General features: G+C 65.5%; 14 protein-coding genes. 12 read left to right on the top strand and 2 right to left on the bottom strand.

Going from position 1 to position 15835, the window contains the following annotated elements; all coding sequences use genetic code 11:
* Window positions 1-136: 136 nt before the first annotated feature.
* Window positions 137-571 (bottom strand): pyridoxamine 5'-phosphate oxidase family protein, encoded by a 435-nt coding sequence (locus JYA52_RS00895; protein WP_205651274.1) that lies wholly within the window; start codon window positions 569-571, stop codon window positions 137-139.
* 250 nt (window positions 572-821) lie between these two features.
* Between JYA52_RS00895 and JYA52_RS00890 the strand changes: the two genes are divergently transcribed.
* The 9 genes from JYA52_RS00890 to JYA52_RS00850 all read left to right on the top strand — a co-directional run bounded on the left by JYA52_RS00890 (window position 822) and on the right by JYA52_RS00850 (window position 10059).
* Window positions 822-1490 (top strand): DUF6318 family protein, encoded by a 669-nt coding sequence (locus tag JYA52_RS00890; RefSeq protein ID WP_205651273.1) that lies wholly within the window; start codon window positions 822-824, stop codon window positions 1488-1490.
* Window positions 1491-1664: 174 nt separating this feature from the next.
* A complete protein-coding gene (locus JYA52_RS22245) occupies window positions 1665-2414 on the top strand; it encodes a PKD domain-containing protein (RefSeq protein ID WP_240459819.1) in 750 nt (249 codons plus the stop codon).
* A 171-nt stretch (window positions 2415-2585) separates the two neighbouring features.
* Complete coding sequence (locus tag JYA52_RS00880; RefSeq protein ID WP_205651272.1) at window positions 2586-3659, top strand: alkene reductase; 1074 nt, start codon at window positions 2586-2588, stop codon at window positions 3657-3659.
* Window positions 3660-3823: 164 nt separating this feature from the next.
* Window positions 3824-4558 (top strand): GntR family transcriptional regulator, encoded by a 735-nt coding sequence (locus tag JYA52_RS00875; RefSeq protein WP_205651271.1) that lies wholly within the window; start codon window positions 3824-3826, stop codon window positions 4556-4558.
* Between the two features lie 229 nt (window positions 4559-4787).
* Entirely contained in the window at window positions 4788-5792 is a 1005-nt protein-coding gene (locus JYA52_RS00870) for a sugar phosphate isomerase/epimerase family protein (protein WP_205651270.1), read from the top strand.
* A 152-nt stretch (window positions 5793-5944) separates the two neighbouring features.
* Entirely contained in the window at window positions 5945-7723 is a 1779-nt protein-coding gene (gene dhaL / locus JYA52_RS00865) for a dihydroxyacetone kinase subunit DhaL (protein ID WP_205651269.1), read from the top strand.
* Complete coding sequence (locus JYA52_RS00860) at window positions 7716-8198, top strand: ribose-5-phosphate isomerase (protein WP_205651268.1); 483 nt, start codon at window positions 7716-7718, stop codon at window positions 8196-8198. Before dhaL ends, JYA52_RS00860 begins: the two co-directional genes overlap by 8 nt.
* A gap of 3 nt (window positions 8199-8201) precedes the next feature.
* The gene (locus JYA52_RS00855; protein WP_205651267.1) at window positions 8202-9170 is read left to right on the top strand and encodes a 3-hydroxyacyl-CoA dehydrogenase family protein; all 969 of its coding nucleotides are present in this window, start codon (window positions 8202-8204) and stop codon (window positions 9168-9170) included.
* Between the two features lie 37 nt (window positions 9171-9207).
* Window positions 9208-10059, top strand: a complete 852-nt coding sequence (locus tag JYA52_RS00850) for a triose-phosphate isomerase family protein (RefSeq protein WP_205651266.1) — start codon at window positions 9208-9210, stop codon at window positions 10057-10059.
* Here JYA52_RS00850 and JYA52_RS00845 read toward each other — a convergent pair.
* The gene (locus JYA52_RS00845; protein WP_205651265.1) at window positions 10056-10352 is read right to left on the bottom strand and encodes a hypothetical protein; all 297 of its coding nucleotides are present in this window, start codon (window positions 10350-10352) and stop codon (window positions 10056-10058) included. The two genes, JYA52_RS00850 and JYA52_RS00845, sit on opposite strands and share 4 nt — an antisense overlap.
* A 173-nt stretch (window positions 10353-10525) precedes the next feature.
* On the opposite strand from JYA52_RS00845, the gene JYA52_RS00840 reads away from it, so the two are divergent.
* The 3 genes from JYA52_RS00840 to JYA52_RS00830 all read left to right on the top strand — a co-directional run bounded on the left by JYA52_RS00840 (window position 10526) and on the right by JYA52_RS00830 (window position 15500).
* Complete coding sequence (locus JYA52_RS00840; protein ID WP_205651264.1) at window positions 10526-13075, top strand: Tex family protein; 2550 nt, start codon at window positions 10526-10528, stop codon at window positions 13073-13075.
* Window positions 13076-13208: 133 nt separating this feature from the next.
* On the top strand, window positions 13209-15074 hold the full coding sequence (locus tag JYA52_RS00835) for a gamma-glutamyltransferase family protein (protein ID WP_205651263.1): 1866 nt from the start codon (window positions 13209-13211) through the stop codon (window positions 15072-15074).
* A gap of 105 nt (window positions 15075-15179) precedes the next feature.
* A complete protein-coding gene (locus JYA52_RS00830; RefSeq protein WP_205651262.1) occupies window positions 15180-15500 on the top strand; it encodes a hypothetical protein in 321 nt (106 codons plus the stop codon).
* Window positions 15501-15835 lie beyond the last annotated feature (335 nt).

Genomic DNA, 15835 nt, shown 5'->3' with positions numbered 1-15835 from the left:
GGTCAGCGTTGGCATGGGTAACGTAGGACACGAGAGCCTCCTGGCGTCGAGATGAGTGTGGTAACCCAAATCGATACCGGAGGCTCTCGTTTCTTACATCACGCCACGCTGTTCACAACCTCCGTGGGAAATACACCTAGGCGTTGAGTTCGGGCTGCTCGCCGAAGTCGAAGTGCCTCCCGCTGACGGATCCGGGGTCGATTTCGACGTAGAAATCCTTCAGCGTCGGAACCCACGAAGCGAGCCCGAGCGCCTCAGCTTCGGCGATTTCGGCAGCCTTGTTCAGGACCCGGGCAGTACCCCGGAGGACGACAGACCACGCCTGGTCCGACAGGATGCCGTCGGTTTCGAAGAGAACCCGGTCGTTGATGGTCAGCTCGGCCAGCTTATTGCCGGGGGCCGTGCGGAAGTAGAGCTTGCGGCGGCTGGTCACGTAGTTGACGGGGAAGATGTCCGGCTCGCCGGCCACGGTGACAACGAGCCGGCCGTGCTTGGTGCCCTCCAGGAGTTGCCAGCACTGTTCGTCGTCGAGGATAAGGATGGGATCGCCGTCGGCGTGATTGAACATCATGGCTCCATTCTTCTACGTGGCGTAGAAAAACGATAGGGGTGTGCGGCAATTTTCGCAGCAGTCCCCGCGAATCCGCCATAGGCCTGTCAGGCCAGCTCGCCCGCACAACCATTTTCCGGGAAGTCCGGACGGTTGAAAAGCGTGCTTTGGTTGTGGATAACTTTGAGCGCAAATGTGTAGCCTCAGCTACCCTTTAAGCATTGTTCGGACACAGATGTCTGGGCCATCAATCCGGGGGGATTAGCTGCGCATGACTTCTCGATCATCTATTGCCGGGCGCCTGCGCCTTTCTGCTATTTCCTGCCTCACCGTCTCCCTCCTAGCTCTTAGCGGCTGCAGCAATAGCGACGCGCCCCCTGGTGAGCCGAGCGCCGGGGCTCCTTCCTCGGCCTCGCCGTCTGCGTCCGTTTCGCCGAGCGCCTCGCCCACTCCGAAGCCGACGCCCGTCTATAAGCCGGCCGACGCAAAGGGCAGGGCGCAAAATGTTCCGGTTCCGGTCAAGCCGGCATTGGCGGACAAGAATTCCAAGGAAGGGCTGGAGGCGTTCAGTAGGTACTGGTACCAACTCATGAGTTATGCGTATGAGACCGGGAATCTACAACCAGTAGATGAAATCACGGCAGAAAACTGCGCCTCATGCGGTAGGGTCCGGTCGACTATCCAGTCATGGAACACCAAAGGCAGATGGATAGAAGGCGGGGCCTTTGAAATTCTCGATGCAACTACAAAGTTCAAACCGGATGCCAATGGTTACCAACAGGTACTCGTGCAATACCATCGTCTACCTGTGAATTACCGCCAAGCGGATGGAACGATCAAACAGACTTTTCAGCGATCGAGCTTGCTTGCGGACATTTTTCTTGCAACGTATAAAGCCAACGGTTGGTTCGTAACCAACGTCGATCGTGTTGGTGGTTAGATAACCTTGGCTGCCAGGGGGAGTCGACTCGTAGGTGTTGTTGGCTTGGCGCTTGTGATTCTTGGATGGATGTCGATGGCCGGCAGCAGGGCTGGGGCGGAGGAGCCCATTGTCGACTGGGCGGGGTCTGGAGTGGGCGTTTGGCATGAGGACGCCTCTGGAAATTGGGTTGACATGCCTTTTGAAGCACCACAGGTTCAAAAGGCTTACAAGTATGAGATGCTCTGCATTGTCAACAACCAAAACGACGTAGATCCTGCCTGTATTGCACGTGCTAATTGTGATGCGGGTAAAGATGGGCGGCCGGTGCGGTGGTTCGAGCGTTTCTTGGCTGGCCCACCTGATGTGTGGAGCCCCATCCGCCCCGACCGTTGCGTCTATACAGAGGATCCGGCCGACGTCCTGGGCCGGATTGCAGCTCAAATTCAGCGGAGATTTGAGCAACTCCCCGTGAATGCGGGGATCTCGGGGATCCAGCCCACTCCTCACACTCTTAGGGGCGCAGAGACCAACTTTTATGCTGAAGCATCTGAGCAGACCTTCAACGTAATCATGCTCGGACAGAAGGTCGCGATCATCGCCAAGCCAGTTCAATACCGCTGGAACTACGGAGACGGCACGTCGCTCGGCCCGACTACCACCATGGGAGGGCCGCTGCCGCAGGATCGATGGGGTGAGAAGACAGGGACGAGTCATGCCTACGCACAAACGGGGGACTTCAACGTCGTCCTGACCACCTACTTCCAGGGCACATATTCGGTAAACGGAGGCCCGGCGCTCCCCATACCCAATCAGGGCCAGTTCAGTACGGCCCCTCAAACCGTGAGTGTCTGGCGGTCGGTCACCAGGAACTACGCCGACGATTGCATCACAAACCCCAGCGGACAGGGCTGTCCGGGGGCGACTGCGACAAAGGGCCGCTAGCAGTGGCTGTTCTAACCTTCGCGACGGTAGGCCGCGCCCCTACCAGGCGGTCCTTTCTGTCCCCTTCCCTCCTATGGGTCCCGGCAGGTGACCCTCAGCACACCCGGAATACTTGCACACGCGTGGCAGTTGGAGCAGGTGAACCCAAATGCATTCTGAAAGGAACCACGCATGCTGTTTTCCCCTTTGAGCCTCGGCGAGCTTGAACTCCCCAACCGTCTCGTCATGGCGCCTCTCACTCGCGTGCGCTCAGGTAAAGAGGGCGTGCCCGGGCCGCTCGTGGTGGAGCATTACCGCCAGCGGGCGTCCCTCGGCTTGATCGTCAGCGAGGGCATTTACCCCACCCCGGCCGGTCGCTCCTACCCTGGACAGCCCGGCCTCGTCACGCCAGAGCAAGTCGCCGCCTGGAAGAAGGTCACGGATGCGGTCCACGCCGCGGACGGCAGGATCTTCGCGCAGATCATGCACGGCGGACGCGTCTCCCATGAGGACATCAACGGGGGCCACCGCGTCGTCGCTCCGAGCGCCATCGCGGTCGACGCTGAAACCCGGACCTACAACGGCAAGCAGGCTCATCCCGTTCCCCACGAGCTGACGACGGACGAGGTTCCCGTAGTAATTCAGGAAATCGTCACGGCGTCCCGCAACGCGATCGACGCGGGTTTCGACGGCGTCGAGCTCCACTCGGCCAACGGTTACCTGCTGCACGAGTTCCTCGCTCCGAACACCAACGTTCGCACGGACAGCTACGGCGGCTCGCCCGAGAAGCGTGCACGGTTCGTCATCGAAACCGTCAATGCTGTGGTGGAAGCGCTGGGCGCCAACCGCGTGGGTATCCGCATCTCCCCGGAGCACCATGTTCAGGGCATCGAAGAAAACGACGTCGAGGACGTCCGAGCCACCTATGAAGTACTGGTGAACTCGATCGCCCCGCTGAACCTTGCCTACCTCAGCATCCTGCACGCCGATCCCACGGGGGAACTGGTGCAGGACCTGCGCGCCCGCTTCAACGGCATCTTCCTCGTCAACACCGGGTTCGGCGACATCACCACCCGCGAGGAGGCTGTTTCCTTGGTCTCGGACGGCCACGCGGACGCCGTGGTGGTTGGCCGGCCGGCCATCGGCAATCCTGACCTCGCCCGTCGTTGGCGCGAGGGGCTGCCTCTGAACGAGCTCGACCCGAGCACGTTCTACGGGGAAGGCGCAAAGGGCTACACCGACTACCCGGCCTACCAGCCCGCGTAGCCAGACCCGGCGGCGCAAAGGCAGTCCAGCCACAGCCATCCAGGAGAGCCGCCCGCAACCCGGGCGGCTCTCCTGTTTCCGCAATTATGCAGTCCTCACGGCTCGTGCAGCCCCCACATCGCGCTCGTGCAGCCCCGCACTGCACCCGCCTATAGGATTTGATCATGCAGAAAGCGTCCAGCGGCACCCGCGTCAGCAGCCGACACGACGACCAGACCAGCGACCGCCGTGGAGGTCGGACCGTGAACCGCCAGGTCCTGGCCGACCACGTTTACGAGGAACTGCTGACCGCCCTCATGGACGGGCGGCTGGAACCCGGCGCCGCCGTCAGCATCGATGGAACGGCCCGCGAGCTCGATGTCTCACCTACGCCAGTCCGCGAGGCGCTTGCCCGGCTGGAGCACACGGGCATGGTCCGGAGAGTGGCGTTGAAGGGATATCGCGTCGCCCCTGTTTTTACTCGCGAGGACTTCGCGGAGCTCATGGAGGCCCGGCTGGCCATCGAGCCGGTGAACGCCCGTTTGGCCTGCGCACGGCTCACACCCGAGCGGCTCGCGGAACTCGAACAGGCTGTCAGCGACCTCAAATCGGCGCCGCGAGGCCCGTCGTTCGCTGAATACAAGGATTACCTGGAAGCCGACGAACGCTTCCACCAGCTCATCGCGCAACAGACCGGGAACCAGTTCATGGTTGCCGCTTACGCAGCCCTCGGCGGCCAGGTTCAGCGCTTCCGGCTTTTCGGCGGTGTGGGCATCACTGACGCCGAATACGCCATAGCCGAGCACCAGTCGGTCCTGGACGCATTCTCAACGGGGGACCCCGATAAGGCCGAAGCCGCAATGGAGGACCATGTCCAAAAGGTCCGGGCCCGCGCCATCGCCGATGCGCCTGCCGACTAGATGTATTAGCCCGCGCGCGGCAAAGTAGGTAGCAGAAGGCGTCGTTTTCACGCATCAAAACGGCATCGTCTGGGAGCTGGTTGGGCACCTTCCAAAAGTGACCCTCTCCACGCTAAAGAGCATCCCTATAGGATCTTTGATTAGCGAAGGGGCCGCCTGAAAACCTTGACAGCCCAGTTCGGATAGTAGATCCTATAGGAAACAGGATTCACGAAGGAGTGTAAGAAGCGTGGCTTATACAGCTGAGAACTGGCCAATCACCGCGGCCCTGCTGCAATTCCCCGGCGTCGACGCCCAGGGAACCAACATCAACGACGCCGACGCATCCGCTTGGGCCGAGGTCCTCACCGAGGTCAAGGAAGCCGGCTTCGCCGATGCTGATCTCACGGACAGCTGGGTCCGCCCCGGCGACCTGAACAAGGAGCGCCTCGCGGAGTTCAAGCAGACTGCCGAGAACGTGGGCATCGGCATCCCGGTCATCTCCGCAATTCGCCGAAGCGTGATCGAGGAAGGCAACTGGGAAGCCAACCTCGCCTACAGCCACCGCACCATCGATGCCGCCGCTGAACTGGGCTGCGAAGTTGTCTCCTTCGGCCTGCACCAGGCGATCACGCCGGAGCAGCAGAAGCAGCTCTGGTTCTGGACCGTCGAAGGCTACAAGGATCCGGCGGGGGACAAGGAGTCCTGGAACAATGCTGTCACGCGGCTTCGCGAACTGGGCCGTCACGCCGCAGAGGTGGGCGTTCTGCTCTCGCTCGAAATGTACGAGGACACCTACCTCGGCACGGCGGACTCCTCCGTGCAGCTGGTTCAGGACATCGGCCTTTCCAACGTTGGCCTCAACCCGGACATCGGAAACCTCATCCGCCTGCACCGCCCCATCGAAGACTGGCGCGAATTGGTCGCCAAGACCATGCCGTACTCCAACTACTGGCACATGAAGAACTACATCCGCGACGAGGACGTGGCCCGCGACAGCTACGTGGCCATGCCCGCCCCCATGGAAAGCGGCCTCATCAACTACCGCGAGGCATTCAAGGTGGCCATCGCGAACGGCTACCAGGGCATCATCTGCACCGAGCACTACGGCGGCGACGGCCTGTCCGTCACCGCCCGCAACCAGGAATACCTGCGCCGCCACGTCCTGCCCAAGAAGGACGGCTACGCGCTCGGCAAGAGCCTGGTGGCCCAAGGACGGCAGAGGCCGGCCGCCGTCGAACTCGCCTCTTCCTGAACGTTCCGGAGGTCCGGTTCCCAGCGGAACTGAACTTCCGACGGCGGCAGCCGGGCTTTGTTCCGGCAGCCGCCTTCCCGGGGCCGTCCGGACCAAAAGCCGGCCGGAGCCCACCAGAACTGATCAACCCAACTCGGATTCAATGAGGAACCATGACCCAGATCTTCGACAATCCCGCTGATTTCGCGGATGAGGCGCTGGACGGCTTCGTGGCTGCCAACCGCGGCTATGTTGCCCGCGTGGACGGCGGCGTTGTCCGCTCCACCGAGATGACCCCCGGCCAGGTGGCCCTCGTGATCGGCGGCGGCTCCGGACACTACCCGGCCTTCGCCGGACTCGTCGGACCCGGCCTGGCGGCAGCCTCCGCCTGCGGCAACATGTTCGCTTCGCCCGCCGCCGGGCAGGTCTACCGCGTGGCCAAGGCCGCCAACGCCGGCGGCGGCGTGCTCCTCAGCTACGGCAACTACGCGGGCGATGTCCTGCACTTCGGCCAGGCCCAGCTGCGCCTCAACGCTGAAGGCATCGAGACCCGTACCGTGCTGGTCACCGATGACATTGCCAGCGCTCCGCTGGACCAGATTGAGAAGCGCCGCGGCATCGCCGGCGACCTCACCGTCTTCAAGGTCGCGGGTGCCGCCGCCGAGGCAGGCCTGAACCTGGACGAGGTGGAACGCCTCGCCATCAAGACCAACCACCGCACCCGCTCCCTCGGCGTGGCCTTCGACGGCTGCACACTGCCCGGTGCCAGCGAGCCCCTCTTCTCTGTGCCCGAAGGCCAGATGTCGCTGGGACTCGGAATCCACGGCGAACCCGGAATTTCCGAACACCCCATGCCCACGGCTTCCGAGCTGGCCGAACTGCTCGTCTCCAGGCTCCTCGGGGACAAGCCTGAGGACGCCGGTGACCGCGTGGTGGCCATCGTCAATGGCCTCGGCACCGTCAAGTACGACGAACTGTTCCTGCTGTTCGGCAAGGTCGAACCTCTCCTGAACAAGGCCGGGCTGACCGTAGTGGAACCTGAATGCGGAGAGCTGGTCACGAGCCTGGACATGTCAGGGCTTTCCCTGACCCTGCTGTGGCTGGACGACGAAATCGAGCAGTACTGGGCTGCGCCCGCCGACACGCCGGCGTTCCGCAAGGGCAATCTCGCCCCGCGCGCCCGCCGCGAACTTGCCGGAGCCGAGGACGCGGTGACTGAAGAGACCGAGACGGCCACCGCCGCGTCCGCTGACCTGGGCAGGCTGGCGGCCGCCGTCCTCGCGCAGGTGCGGGACGTCGTCGTCGAACACGAAGAGGAACTCGGCAACCTGGATGCCATCGCCGGCGACGGCGACCACGGCATCGGCATGCGCCGCGGCGTGGACGCCGCTGCGACAGCCGGCGAGCAGAACGCCGCCGCCGGAGCCTCGGTTGAACGGGTGCTCACGGCCGCAGGCGAGGCCTGGAGCGAGCGCGCCGGTGGAACTTCCGGTGCCCTCTGGGGATCTGCAGTCATCGCGGCGGGAATCGCACTGGGCAACCGCGACTCCTACCGTGCCGAGGACGCCGCCGCAGCGGTGGACGCCTTCAGCAGCGCCATCACCGCACTCGGCAAGGCCGAGCCGGGGGACAAGACAATGGTGGACGCGCTCCTGCCGTTCCAGGACGCGTTCCGCAAAGAGCACGACGGCGGCGCCACCCTCAGCGGCGCCCTCGCCGCAGCAGCTGCCGCGGCTACGGAAGCAGCCCGGCAGACCGCGGACCTGCGGCCCCTGAAGGGCCGGGCCCGCCCACTGGCTGAAAAGAGCCTTGGCCATCCAGACCCTGGTGCAGTCTCTTTCGGCCTGATCACTGAACGGATTGCCCGCTACATCCAATCTGAACCGGCCACGTCTGACCTGGCCTCATCCGACATGGCCGCAGCGGCCGGAAATGGAGCAAAAAATGACTGACACCGCAGGCTGGCGCATTGTCATCGGCAACGATGAGGCCGGCGTTGAATACAAGGAAGCGCTGAAGGCACTCCTGGAGGCCGACGACCGCGTGGCCTCCGTTGTGGACATCGGCGTGGCCGCCAATGACTCCACCGCGTATCCGCACCTCGCCGTCACCGCTGCCCGCAAGGTGGCCGAGGGCGAAGCCGACCGCGCGCTGCTCATCTGTGGCACGGGCCTCGGTGTGGCCATTGCGGCCAACAAGGTCCCCGGCATCCGTGCCGTCACCGCGCATGACAGCTACTCGGTGGAACGTTCGGTCCTGAGCAACAACGCCCAGGTCCTCACCATGGGCCAGCGCGTGATCGGCCTGGAACTTGCCAAAAAGCTCGTGGGCGAATGGCTGAGCCACCGCTTCGACGAGTACTCGTCCTCGGCGGCCAAGGTGGACGCCATCGGCTCCTACGAACCCGACTACACGAAGGCTGACTGAATCATGACAGAGACACCAACCAGCTCACGCAAGTTTGCCGTCGTCGGGTCTGGCTACATGGGCGGCGGCATCGCCCAGGTCCTGGCGCTGGGCGGGGCGCGCGTTGCCCTGGCCGACGTGTCCGCGGAGGTGGCGCAGAAGAACTACGAGCGCCTTCTGACCGAATCCGACCAGTTTGTGGCGGACGGCCTGTTCCCGGCAGGCTCCACGGAGATCCTGAAGCAGAACCTTTGGGCCGCGAAGGACATCGAGGAAGCCGTGGCGGACGCCGACTTCATCGAAGAGGCGGTTCCTGAAGTCATCGCGATCAAGCACGAGACCCTGGCCCGCATCAGCGCTGCCGCCCGAGCGGACGCCATCATCGGTTCCAACACGTCCACTATTTCCATTGCGGACCTGTCGCAGCCGGTGGCCAACCCGGAGCGTTTCCTGGGCGTGCACTTCTCCAACCCGTCGCCGTTCATCCCCGGCGTGGAGATCATCCCGCACGCCGGAACGTCGGCCGAAACCGTTGGCGCAGTGCGCGATCTCGTGCACGGTGCCAACAAGCAGACCGCCGTGGTCAAGGACGTCACGGGGTTCGTGCTGAACCGCCTGCAGTATGCGCTGTTCCACGAAGCCGCACAGCTGGTGGAGCAGGGCATCGCGACTGCGGAGGACGTGGACACCCTGGTCCGCACCACCTTCGGCTTCCGGCTGCCGTTCTTCGGACCGTTCGCCATCGCCGACATGGCCGGCCTGGACGTCTACAACTTCTGCTACAAGTCCCTGCAGACGGACTTCCCGGAGCGCTTTGCCACGCCGAAGATCCTCACGGACCTCGTGGAAGCCGGGAAGCTGGGCACCAAGACCGGTGCGGGCTTCCTGAACGTCCCGGCCGAGCGCACGCCCGAGCTGATCGCCTACCGCAACAAGGCCTACGTGGCCATGCAGAAGCTCATCGAGGACCTCGGTCCGGCGCCGATCAACTAAGCGCTGAACCCCGCCAAACAGGAGCAGAAAAACCACGATGACGCAGCCCAGCCCCGCCGGCACAGCAGGTCACACCACCCCGGACACCATCTACGTCGGTGTCAGCACGAAGATGTACCTGGGGTACAAGGACAGCCTGCGCTGGCTGGGCGAGCTGCGCCGCGAAGTGGACGCCCGCCCGGCACTCGGTGCCGGGCGGGCGGTCCCGTTCGTCATTCCGTCCTTCCCCCTGCTGCCCGCCGCCGCCGACATCCTGGCCGGCTCGCCGATCCTTCTCGGCGCCCAGGACTGCGGCTGGGCGGACGGCCCGTGGACCGGCGAGGTGTCGCCGTCACTGCTCTCGGAGCTCGGCGTACGCCTGGTGGAGATCGGCCATGCCGAACGGCGCCAGCACTTCGGCGAGGATGACGCCATGATCGCGCTCAAGGTCAAGGCAGCAGACGACGCCGGCATCACCCCTTTGCTGTGTGTCGGTGAGGAGACGGCGGGGCCGGCTTCCGGGACGGAGTCCGGGTCCTCCGCCGAGGCCGCCGCTTCGTTCGTTTACGGCCAGATCAAGGCTGCGACCGGCGGAGACTGGGAGCTCGCCTCCCGGCTGGTTATCGCCTACGAGCCGGTATGGGCCATCGGTGCCGCCGAACCGGCCAGCGCCGACTACGTCTCCGACGCCGTGAAGCACCTCCGCGGGCAGCTCGGCGTGCACGGCCTGGCAGGCCTGCCGATTATTTACGGAGGCTCCGCCAAGCCCGGACTGCTGCCAACGCTCGACGGCGTGTCCGGGCTCTTCCTCGGACGGTTCGCCCACGAGGCAGCCAACTTCGGCAAAGTGCTGGATGAAGCCTTGGCGGAGACCGGCGCCCACGGCGTGGCACGGAACGAACAGGGCTAAAGGAACGCCTCCCGCCCGGTCCCTTCACTCAGGACAAGCTGGCCGTCCTCGATGGACACCAACAGGCTCCGCGGCCGCCCGTGCAGCTTCTTCTCCGCCATGAGGTTCCGGCTGACCACCTCCACGCCCACGGTTGCGCCTTTCGCGGGCAGTTCCACAGACACTTCCTCGGCCATTCCGAGCAGCTCCCGCGTGGTGACCTCGCGGTCATACCGTGCTTCCTTGCCGTTGACAGTGATGGCGACGTCGTCGTCATGGAAGCCATCCTGAAGAATGATGAGCAATTCCTGCATGGTGCACCGCCTACCTGGAGGATTTCTGCTTCCTACAGTCACTACACCACTTAAGCCCACACCTGGGTAGACCGGGGTTGCTGCGCGGGCGCCCGGCCCGGTTCGGGTGTTTGACTGCGTGGTGCTTTCGTCCGTTCCGTGCCGGACCAGTCTGTGTAGGGCAAAATGTTGTGGTGACCCAAATCCCGCAAGCCCCTTCCGCGCCCTCGCCAGCCCAGAATCCAACCCCGGCACGAACCCCTGAGACCGGCGGCACGGGCGATCTTGCCCAGCGCATCGCCGCGCAGATCGCTGCCGAGCTCGGCGTCAAAGCCTGGCAGGTGAAGGCAGCCGTGGACCTGCTCGACGGCGGATCCACCGTCCCCTTCATCGCCCGCTACCGCAAGGAAGCCACCGGGACGCTTGACGACACCCAGCTGCGCGATCTCGACGAGCGCCTGCGCTACCTCCGCGAACTCGAGGACCGCCGTCGTGCGGTTCTTGAGGCGATTGCCGCGCAAGGCAAGCTGACCCCGGAACTGGAGGCCGCCGTCGTCGGGGCTGATACCAAATCGAGGCTCGAGGACATCTACCTGCCCTTCAAGTCCAAGCGCCGCACCAAGGCGCAGATCGCGCGGGAGGCCGGGCTGGAACCGCTCGCCGACGCGCTGCTCAAACGCCCCGAACTGGACCCGGAGCGCGAGGCGGCGAAGTACCTGAACACCGAGCACGCCATTGATGATGCTGCTGCAGCGCTCGCCGGTGCACGCTCCATCCTCGTGGAACGTGTGGCGCAGGATCCGGATCTCGCAGAAACGCTGCGCGAGCGCCTCTGGACGCAGGGCCGGATGGTGTCGCGCGTCAAGAAGGGCAAGGAGACTGAGGGCCAGAAGTTCGCGGACTATTTCGACTTCTCGCAGGCTCCCAGCGGAATGCCGTCGCACCGCGTCCTCGCGTTGCTGCGCGGCGAGAAAGACGGCGTGCTGGAGCTCGATCTCGCCGAGGCGGACCCGGCCGACGACGACGCCCTCGCCGCCGCGCGTGCCCGCTACGAGTCCGCGGTGGCCAGGTTCCTCGGGGTTGCGGACCGCGGCCGCCCGGCGGACGCGTGGCTCCTCCAGACTGCGCAGATGGCCTGGCGCTCCCGCGTGCTTGCCCGGCTGACGGCTGATCTGCGCGGGCGGATGTTCGCGGCAGCCGAAGATGAGGCCGTCCGCGTGTTCGCCGCCAACCTGCGCGACGTGCTGCTCGCCGCGCCGGCCGGAAACCGCGCCACTCTTGGCCTGGATCCCGGGCTGAGGACGGGCGTGAAGGTGGCTGTGGTGGATGGCACCGGAAAAGTGGTGGCCACGGACACGGTGTATCCGCATGCGCCAGCCCGCAAGTGGGACGAGGCCCTGGCGACGCTCGGCCGGCTGGCGCGCCAGCACGCCGTCGAACTCGTGGCGATCGGCAACGGCACGGCGTCTCGCGAGACGGACAAACTGGCTGCCGAACTGATCAAGCAGCTGTCGGCCGCGGCCCCGGGTGGGGGAGCGGCGGCTGCGCCGCAGAAGCTGGTGGTGTCCGAGGCTGGCGCGTCCGTGTATTCGGCGTCGGCGCTGGCCGCGGCTGAACTGCCAGGCATGGACGTGTCGCTCCGCGGGGCGGTGTCGATTGCGCGGCGCCTGCAGGATCCGCTGGCCGAACTGGTGAAGATCGATCCGAAGTCGATTGGTGTCGGGCAGTACCAGCACGACGTCACCGCCGCCAAGCTGGACCGCAGCCTGGACGCCGTGGTGGAGGACTGTGTGAATGCGGTGGGCGTGGACGTGAACACGGCGTCGCCCGCGCTGCTGAGCCGGGTGGCCGGCGTCGGCCCGCTGCTGAGCGAGAACATCGTGGCCTACCGCAACGAGCACGGTCCGTTCGCCAAACGCAGCGAGTTGAAGAAGGTGCCGCGGCTGGGTGCGAAGGCGTTCGAGCAGTGCGCCGGATTCCTGCGGATCACCGGGGGAGCAGAGCCCTTGGATGCGTCCAGTGTCCACCCGGAGTCGTATCCTGTGGCCCGGAAGATCATGGCCGCCGCCGGTGCCATTTCGGTTGGGGCTTCGGGTGCCGCCGCAGGCAAGGCCGGCGGGGGCTCCCAGGGAGGGCTGCCATCTGGCGGGCTTTCCGGGGCCAGCGCCCTGAACCCGCAGGACTTTGTGGACGGTACGTTCGGTCTGCCGACGGTGCGGGACATCATCGCCGAGCTCGAGAAGCCAGGCCGCGACCCCCGGCCGGCGTTCAAGGCGGCCACGTTCTCCGAGGGGATCGAGAAGATTTCAGATCTGAGGCCCGGGATGGTGCTGGAGGGGACGGTCACCAATGTGGCAGCGTTCGGCGCGTTCGTGGACGTTGGAGTGCACCAGGACGGGCTGGTGCACGTGTCGGCGCTGGCGAACCGCTTCGTGTCCGACCCGCGGGAAGTGGTGAAGTCGGGCCAGGTGGTGCGCGTGAAGGTGCTCGAAGCCGATGCGGAACGGAAGAGGATTTCCCTGACCCTGAGGCTCGACGACGAACCGGCACAGGCCGGCGGGCGCCAAGCCACCGGTGGTGGCCGTCCTGGGCGCGGCGGTTCTGCGGGCGGCGGAGGCCCATCAGGCGGTGGCGGTTCTGCGGGCGGCGGCCGCAGGGAGAAGCCCGCGCCCCAGAAGCCCGCGCCGGCTCCGGCGAACACTGCCATGGCGGAAGCGCTACGGAAAGCTGGCCTCGCGAAGTAGGCGAACCGGCAAGAAATCGAGCACCTGTCCCACGGCGCGGCGCCCGCGCGGGCATTGTCTGGGATCAGAGTACGGTCCGTGTTGCGGGCGCGTTGTCCCAGACACGATCGAACCTGGTGCCTAGAGTAACGGCATGAGTTTCACGCCGCCGGACCCGTTCACCACCCGCCCCACCCTGCGAGGCACGTTCGGGATGGCTGCATCGACACACTGGCTCGCCACGGCAACAGCGCAGTCTGTGCTCGAGCGCGGCGGCAACGCCTTCGACGCGGCGACCGCAGCCGCGTTCGTGCTGCACGTGGTGGAACCCCACCTCAACGGTCCCGGCGGCGACTTGACCGGCTTGTTCAGCACGGCCGAGGAGCCGGGAAGGCCGGTCGTGCTCATGGGCCAGGGCCCGGCGCCTGCCGGAGCTACCGTCCAGCACTACCGGGGCGAGGGGCTGGAGCTGGTGCCGGGCTCCGGTCCGCTCGCCGCCGCGGTGCCGGGCGCCGTCGACGCCTGGCTTTTGCTTCTCCGGGATCATGGAACCTGGGAACTCGCGGAGGTGCTGGACTTCGCGATCGCGTATGCGCGGGACGGGCACCCTGTTCTGGGGCGGGTTTGCGGCACCATCTCGGCGGTTTCCGAGCTGTTCCGTGACCATTGGCCAACGTCTGCCGACCTGTGGATGCCAGGAGGACGGATTCCCGAGGAGGGCGAGCTGGTCCGGAATCCAGCCCATGCCCGCACCCTGCAGAGACTTGTTCAGGCCGGCGCAGGCATCGGCGAGGCTGTCGGTGCGACCGCTGGCCACACCCGCGAGTCGCGGATCGACGCCGCCCGCCGCGAATGGAGCGAGGGCTTCGTGGCCCGGGCCGTGGCCAAGGCCGTGCAGACGCCACACCGCCACTCGTCCGGGACAGACCACCGCGGCGTGCTGACCATGGCCGATATGGCCGGGTTCCGGGCGGGCTATGAGGAGGCCGCCACTCTGGAATTTCGGGGTCACAGGATTGCCAAGACCGGACCTTGGGGGCAGGGTCCGGCGCTGCTGCAGACCCTCGCCATCCTGGACGGCTTCGATGACGAACACCTCGATCCGTCCACTGAACTCGGCGCCCACACGATCCTCGAAGCGCTGAAACTCGCGCTCGCCGACCGCGAGGCGTACTACGGCGACGCCGATGTGCCCCTCGATTACCTGCTGTCCGCAGACTACGCAGCTGAGCGCCGCCAGTTGATCACCGAGCAGGCTTCCCATGAGTTTCGTCCGGGCCGGGTCCCCGGGCGGGAACCGTATATCCCGCAGCTGCGCACGGAGTATGTTGCGCCCGCACTCACGGGTGACGACGGCGGTTCAGGCGGCGATGTCAGCGGCGATGCCGCTGCCGCGGTGGGGGAGCCCACCGTGGGACCGACAGGGGAGACCCGCGGCGACACCTGCCATATCGACGTCGTGGACCGCTGGGGGAACATGGTCTCGGCAACGCCGTCAGGGGGCTGGTTGCAATCGTCGCCGGCAATTCCGGAACTGGGCTTTTGCCTGGGGACCCGGCTGCAGATGACGTGGCTAGAACCGGGAACCCCCTCCACGCTGACTCCCGGTAAGCGGCCCCGAACAACGCTGACTCCGACCCTGGTGCTGCGCGACGGCGGCGCAGTCGTGGCGCTTGGCTCTCCGGGTGGGGACCAGCAGGACCAGTGGCAGCTGCTTTATCTGCTGCGGACAATCGTCGGCGGGTACTCGCCGCAGCAGGCCATCGATGCGCCGGCTTTCCATACGACGTCGATGCCTGGCTCGTTCTGGCCCCGAACCTGGGAACCCGGTGGGGCCGTCGTCGAGGATCGGCTGGGGAACGACGTCATTACCGGACTCGAACGAAGAGGGCACCGCATCACCCGCGCCGGTGACTGGACGCTGGGACGTCTGTCCGCCGTCGTGCGTGACCCGGCGACCGGGGTCCTGCAGGCTGCCGCCAATCCGCGTGGTGCGCAGGGTTACGCCGCCGGGCGGTAACACGCGAAGGGTGGCATGCTCGCTGGCCTCCGGACGGTGCTGTTCACTCGGCGCTTCAGGCACGTCGCACTTTCGGCCATCCGGGCTTTCTGCAAGGCTGGGACCATGACTTACTTCCTGGAGTACACGGTTCCCGCTGGCCCCGACAACGCCGAATTCGAGTTCCCGTACGACGAAATCCGGACGGGGAACACCATCCCGCTCTCGGAGACGGACGCTGAAATCGTGCACACGCCCGAGCTTCAGGCGCGGACCGGCATCGTCGGTGCGACAGTCCCGGAAGCCAAGCTCGAAGCCGAGCAACTCATCATCCACAGCCGGGCCACCCAGGCCTCACTGTATGAGGACCCGTCCAACTCGCTCCAGTCCGGCATCGGCAAGCTGGTTGCCACCTTCGTGGAAGGCAGCGGCTGGCAGGACGCCTAGCAGGAAGTACGAATACGGGACAGGGCGCCCGGACTCCTTGAGGGTCCGGGCGCCCTGCTGTTCCGGTACCCCCTAGCTTTCCCAACACACCTAGTGCCCGGTTGTCCGAATCTCCGGCTGTTCGGTTTCCATCCGGTGTCCATGGGGGTTTGTTTTGCATGGGGGTGCACTAGGTGTATTTCCCACGGAGGTTATGAACAGCGTGGCGTGATGTAAGAAACGAGAGCCTCCGGTATCGATTTGGGTTACCACACTCATCTCGACGCCAGGAGGCTCTCGTGTCCTACGTTACCCATGCCAACGCTGACCTGACACCCAAGGCCAGGGGAAAGCTC

It is taken from the genome of Arthrobacter pascens (assembly GCF_017052465.1).
Classification (GTDB): Bacteria; Actinomycetota; Actinomycetes; order Actinomycetales; family Micrococcaceae; genus Arthrobacter; species Arthrobacter pascens.
This window is presented reverse-complemented; position numbering and strand designations above follow the sequence as displayed.

What these genes read in the sequence shown, in the direction of transcription:
- JYA52_RS00895 (WP_205651274.1), bottom strand. Translation starts at nt 571, where the DNA reads ATGATGTTCAATCACGCCGACGGCGATCCCATCCTTATCCTCGACGAC.
- JYA52_RS00860 (WP_205651268.1), top strand. Translation starts at nt 7,716, where the DNA reads ATGACTGACACCGCAGGCTGGCGCATTGTCATCGGCAACGATGAGGCC.
- JYA52_RS00830 (WP_205651262.1), top strand. Translation starts at nt 15,180, where the DNA reads ATGACTTACTTCCTGGAGTACACGGTTCCCGCTGGCCCCGACAACGCC.
- JYA52_RS00890 (WP_205651273.1), top strand. Translation starts at nt 822, where the DNA reads ATGACTTCTCGATCATCTATTGCCGGGCGCCTGCGCCTTTCTGCTATT.
- JYA52_RS00855 (WP_205651267.1), top strand. Translation starts at nt 8,202, where the DNA reads ATGACAGAGACACCAACCAGCTCACGCAAGTTTGCCGTCGTCGGGTCT.
- JYA52_RS22245 (WP_240459819.1), top strand. Translation starts at nt 1,665, where the DNA reads ATGCCTTTTGAAGCACCACAGGTTCAAAAGGCTTACAAGTATGAGATG.
- dhaL (WP_205651269.1), top strand. Translation starts at nt 5,945, where the DNA reads ATGACCCAGATCTTCGACAATCCCGCTGATTTCGCGGATGAGGCGCTG.
- JYA52_RS00875 (WP_205651271.1), top strand. Translation starts at nt 3,824, where the DNA reads ATGCAGAAAGCGTCCAGCGGCACCCGCGTCAGCAGCCGACACGACGAC.
- JYA52_RS00845 (WP_205651265.1), bottom strand. Translation starts at nt 10,352, where the DNA reads ATGCAGGAATTGCTCATCATTCTTCAGGATGGCTTCCATGACGACGAC.
- JYA52_RS00880 (WP_205651272.1), top strand. Translation starts at nt 2,586, where the DNA reads ATGCTGTTTTCCCCTTTGAGCCTCGGCGAGCTTGAACTCCCCAACCGT.
- JYA52_RS00835 (WP_205651263.1), top strand. Translation starts at nt 13,209, where the DNA reads ATGAGTTTCACGCCGCCGGACCCGTTCACCACCCGCCCCACCCTGCGA.
- JYA52_RS00850 (WP_205651266.1), top strand. Translation starts at nt 9,208, where the DNA reads ATGACGCAGCCCAGCCCCGCCGGCACAGCAGGTCACACCACCCCGGAC.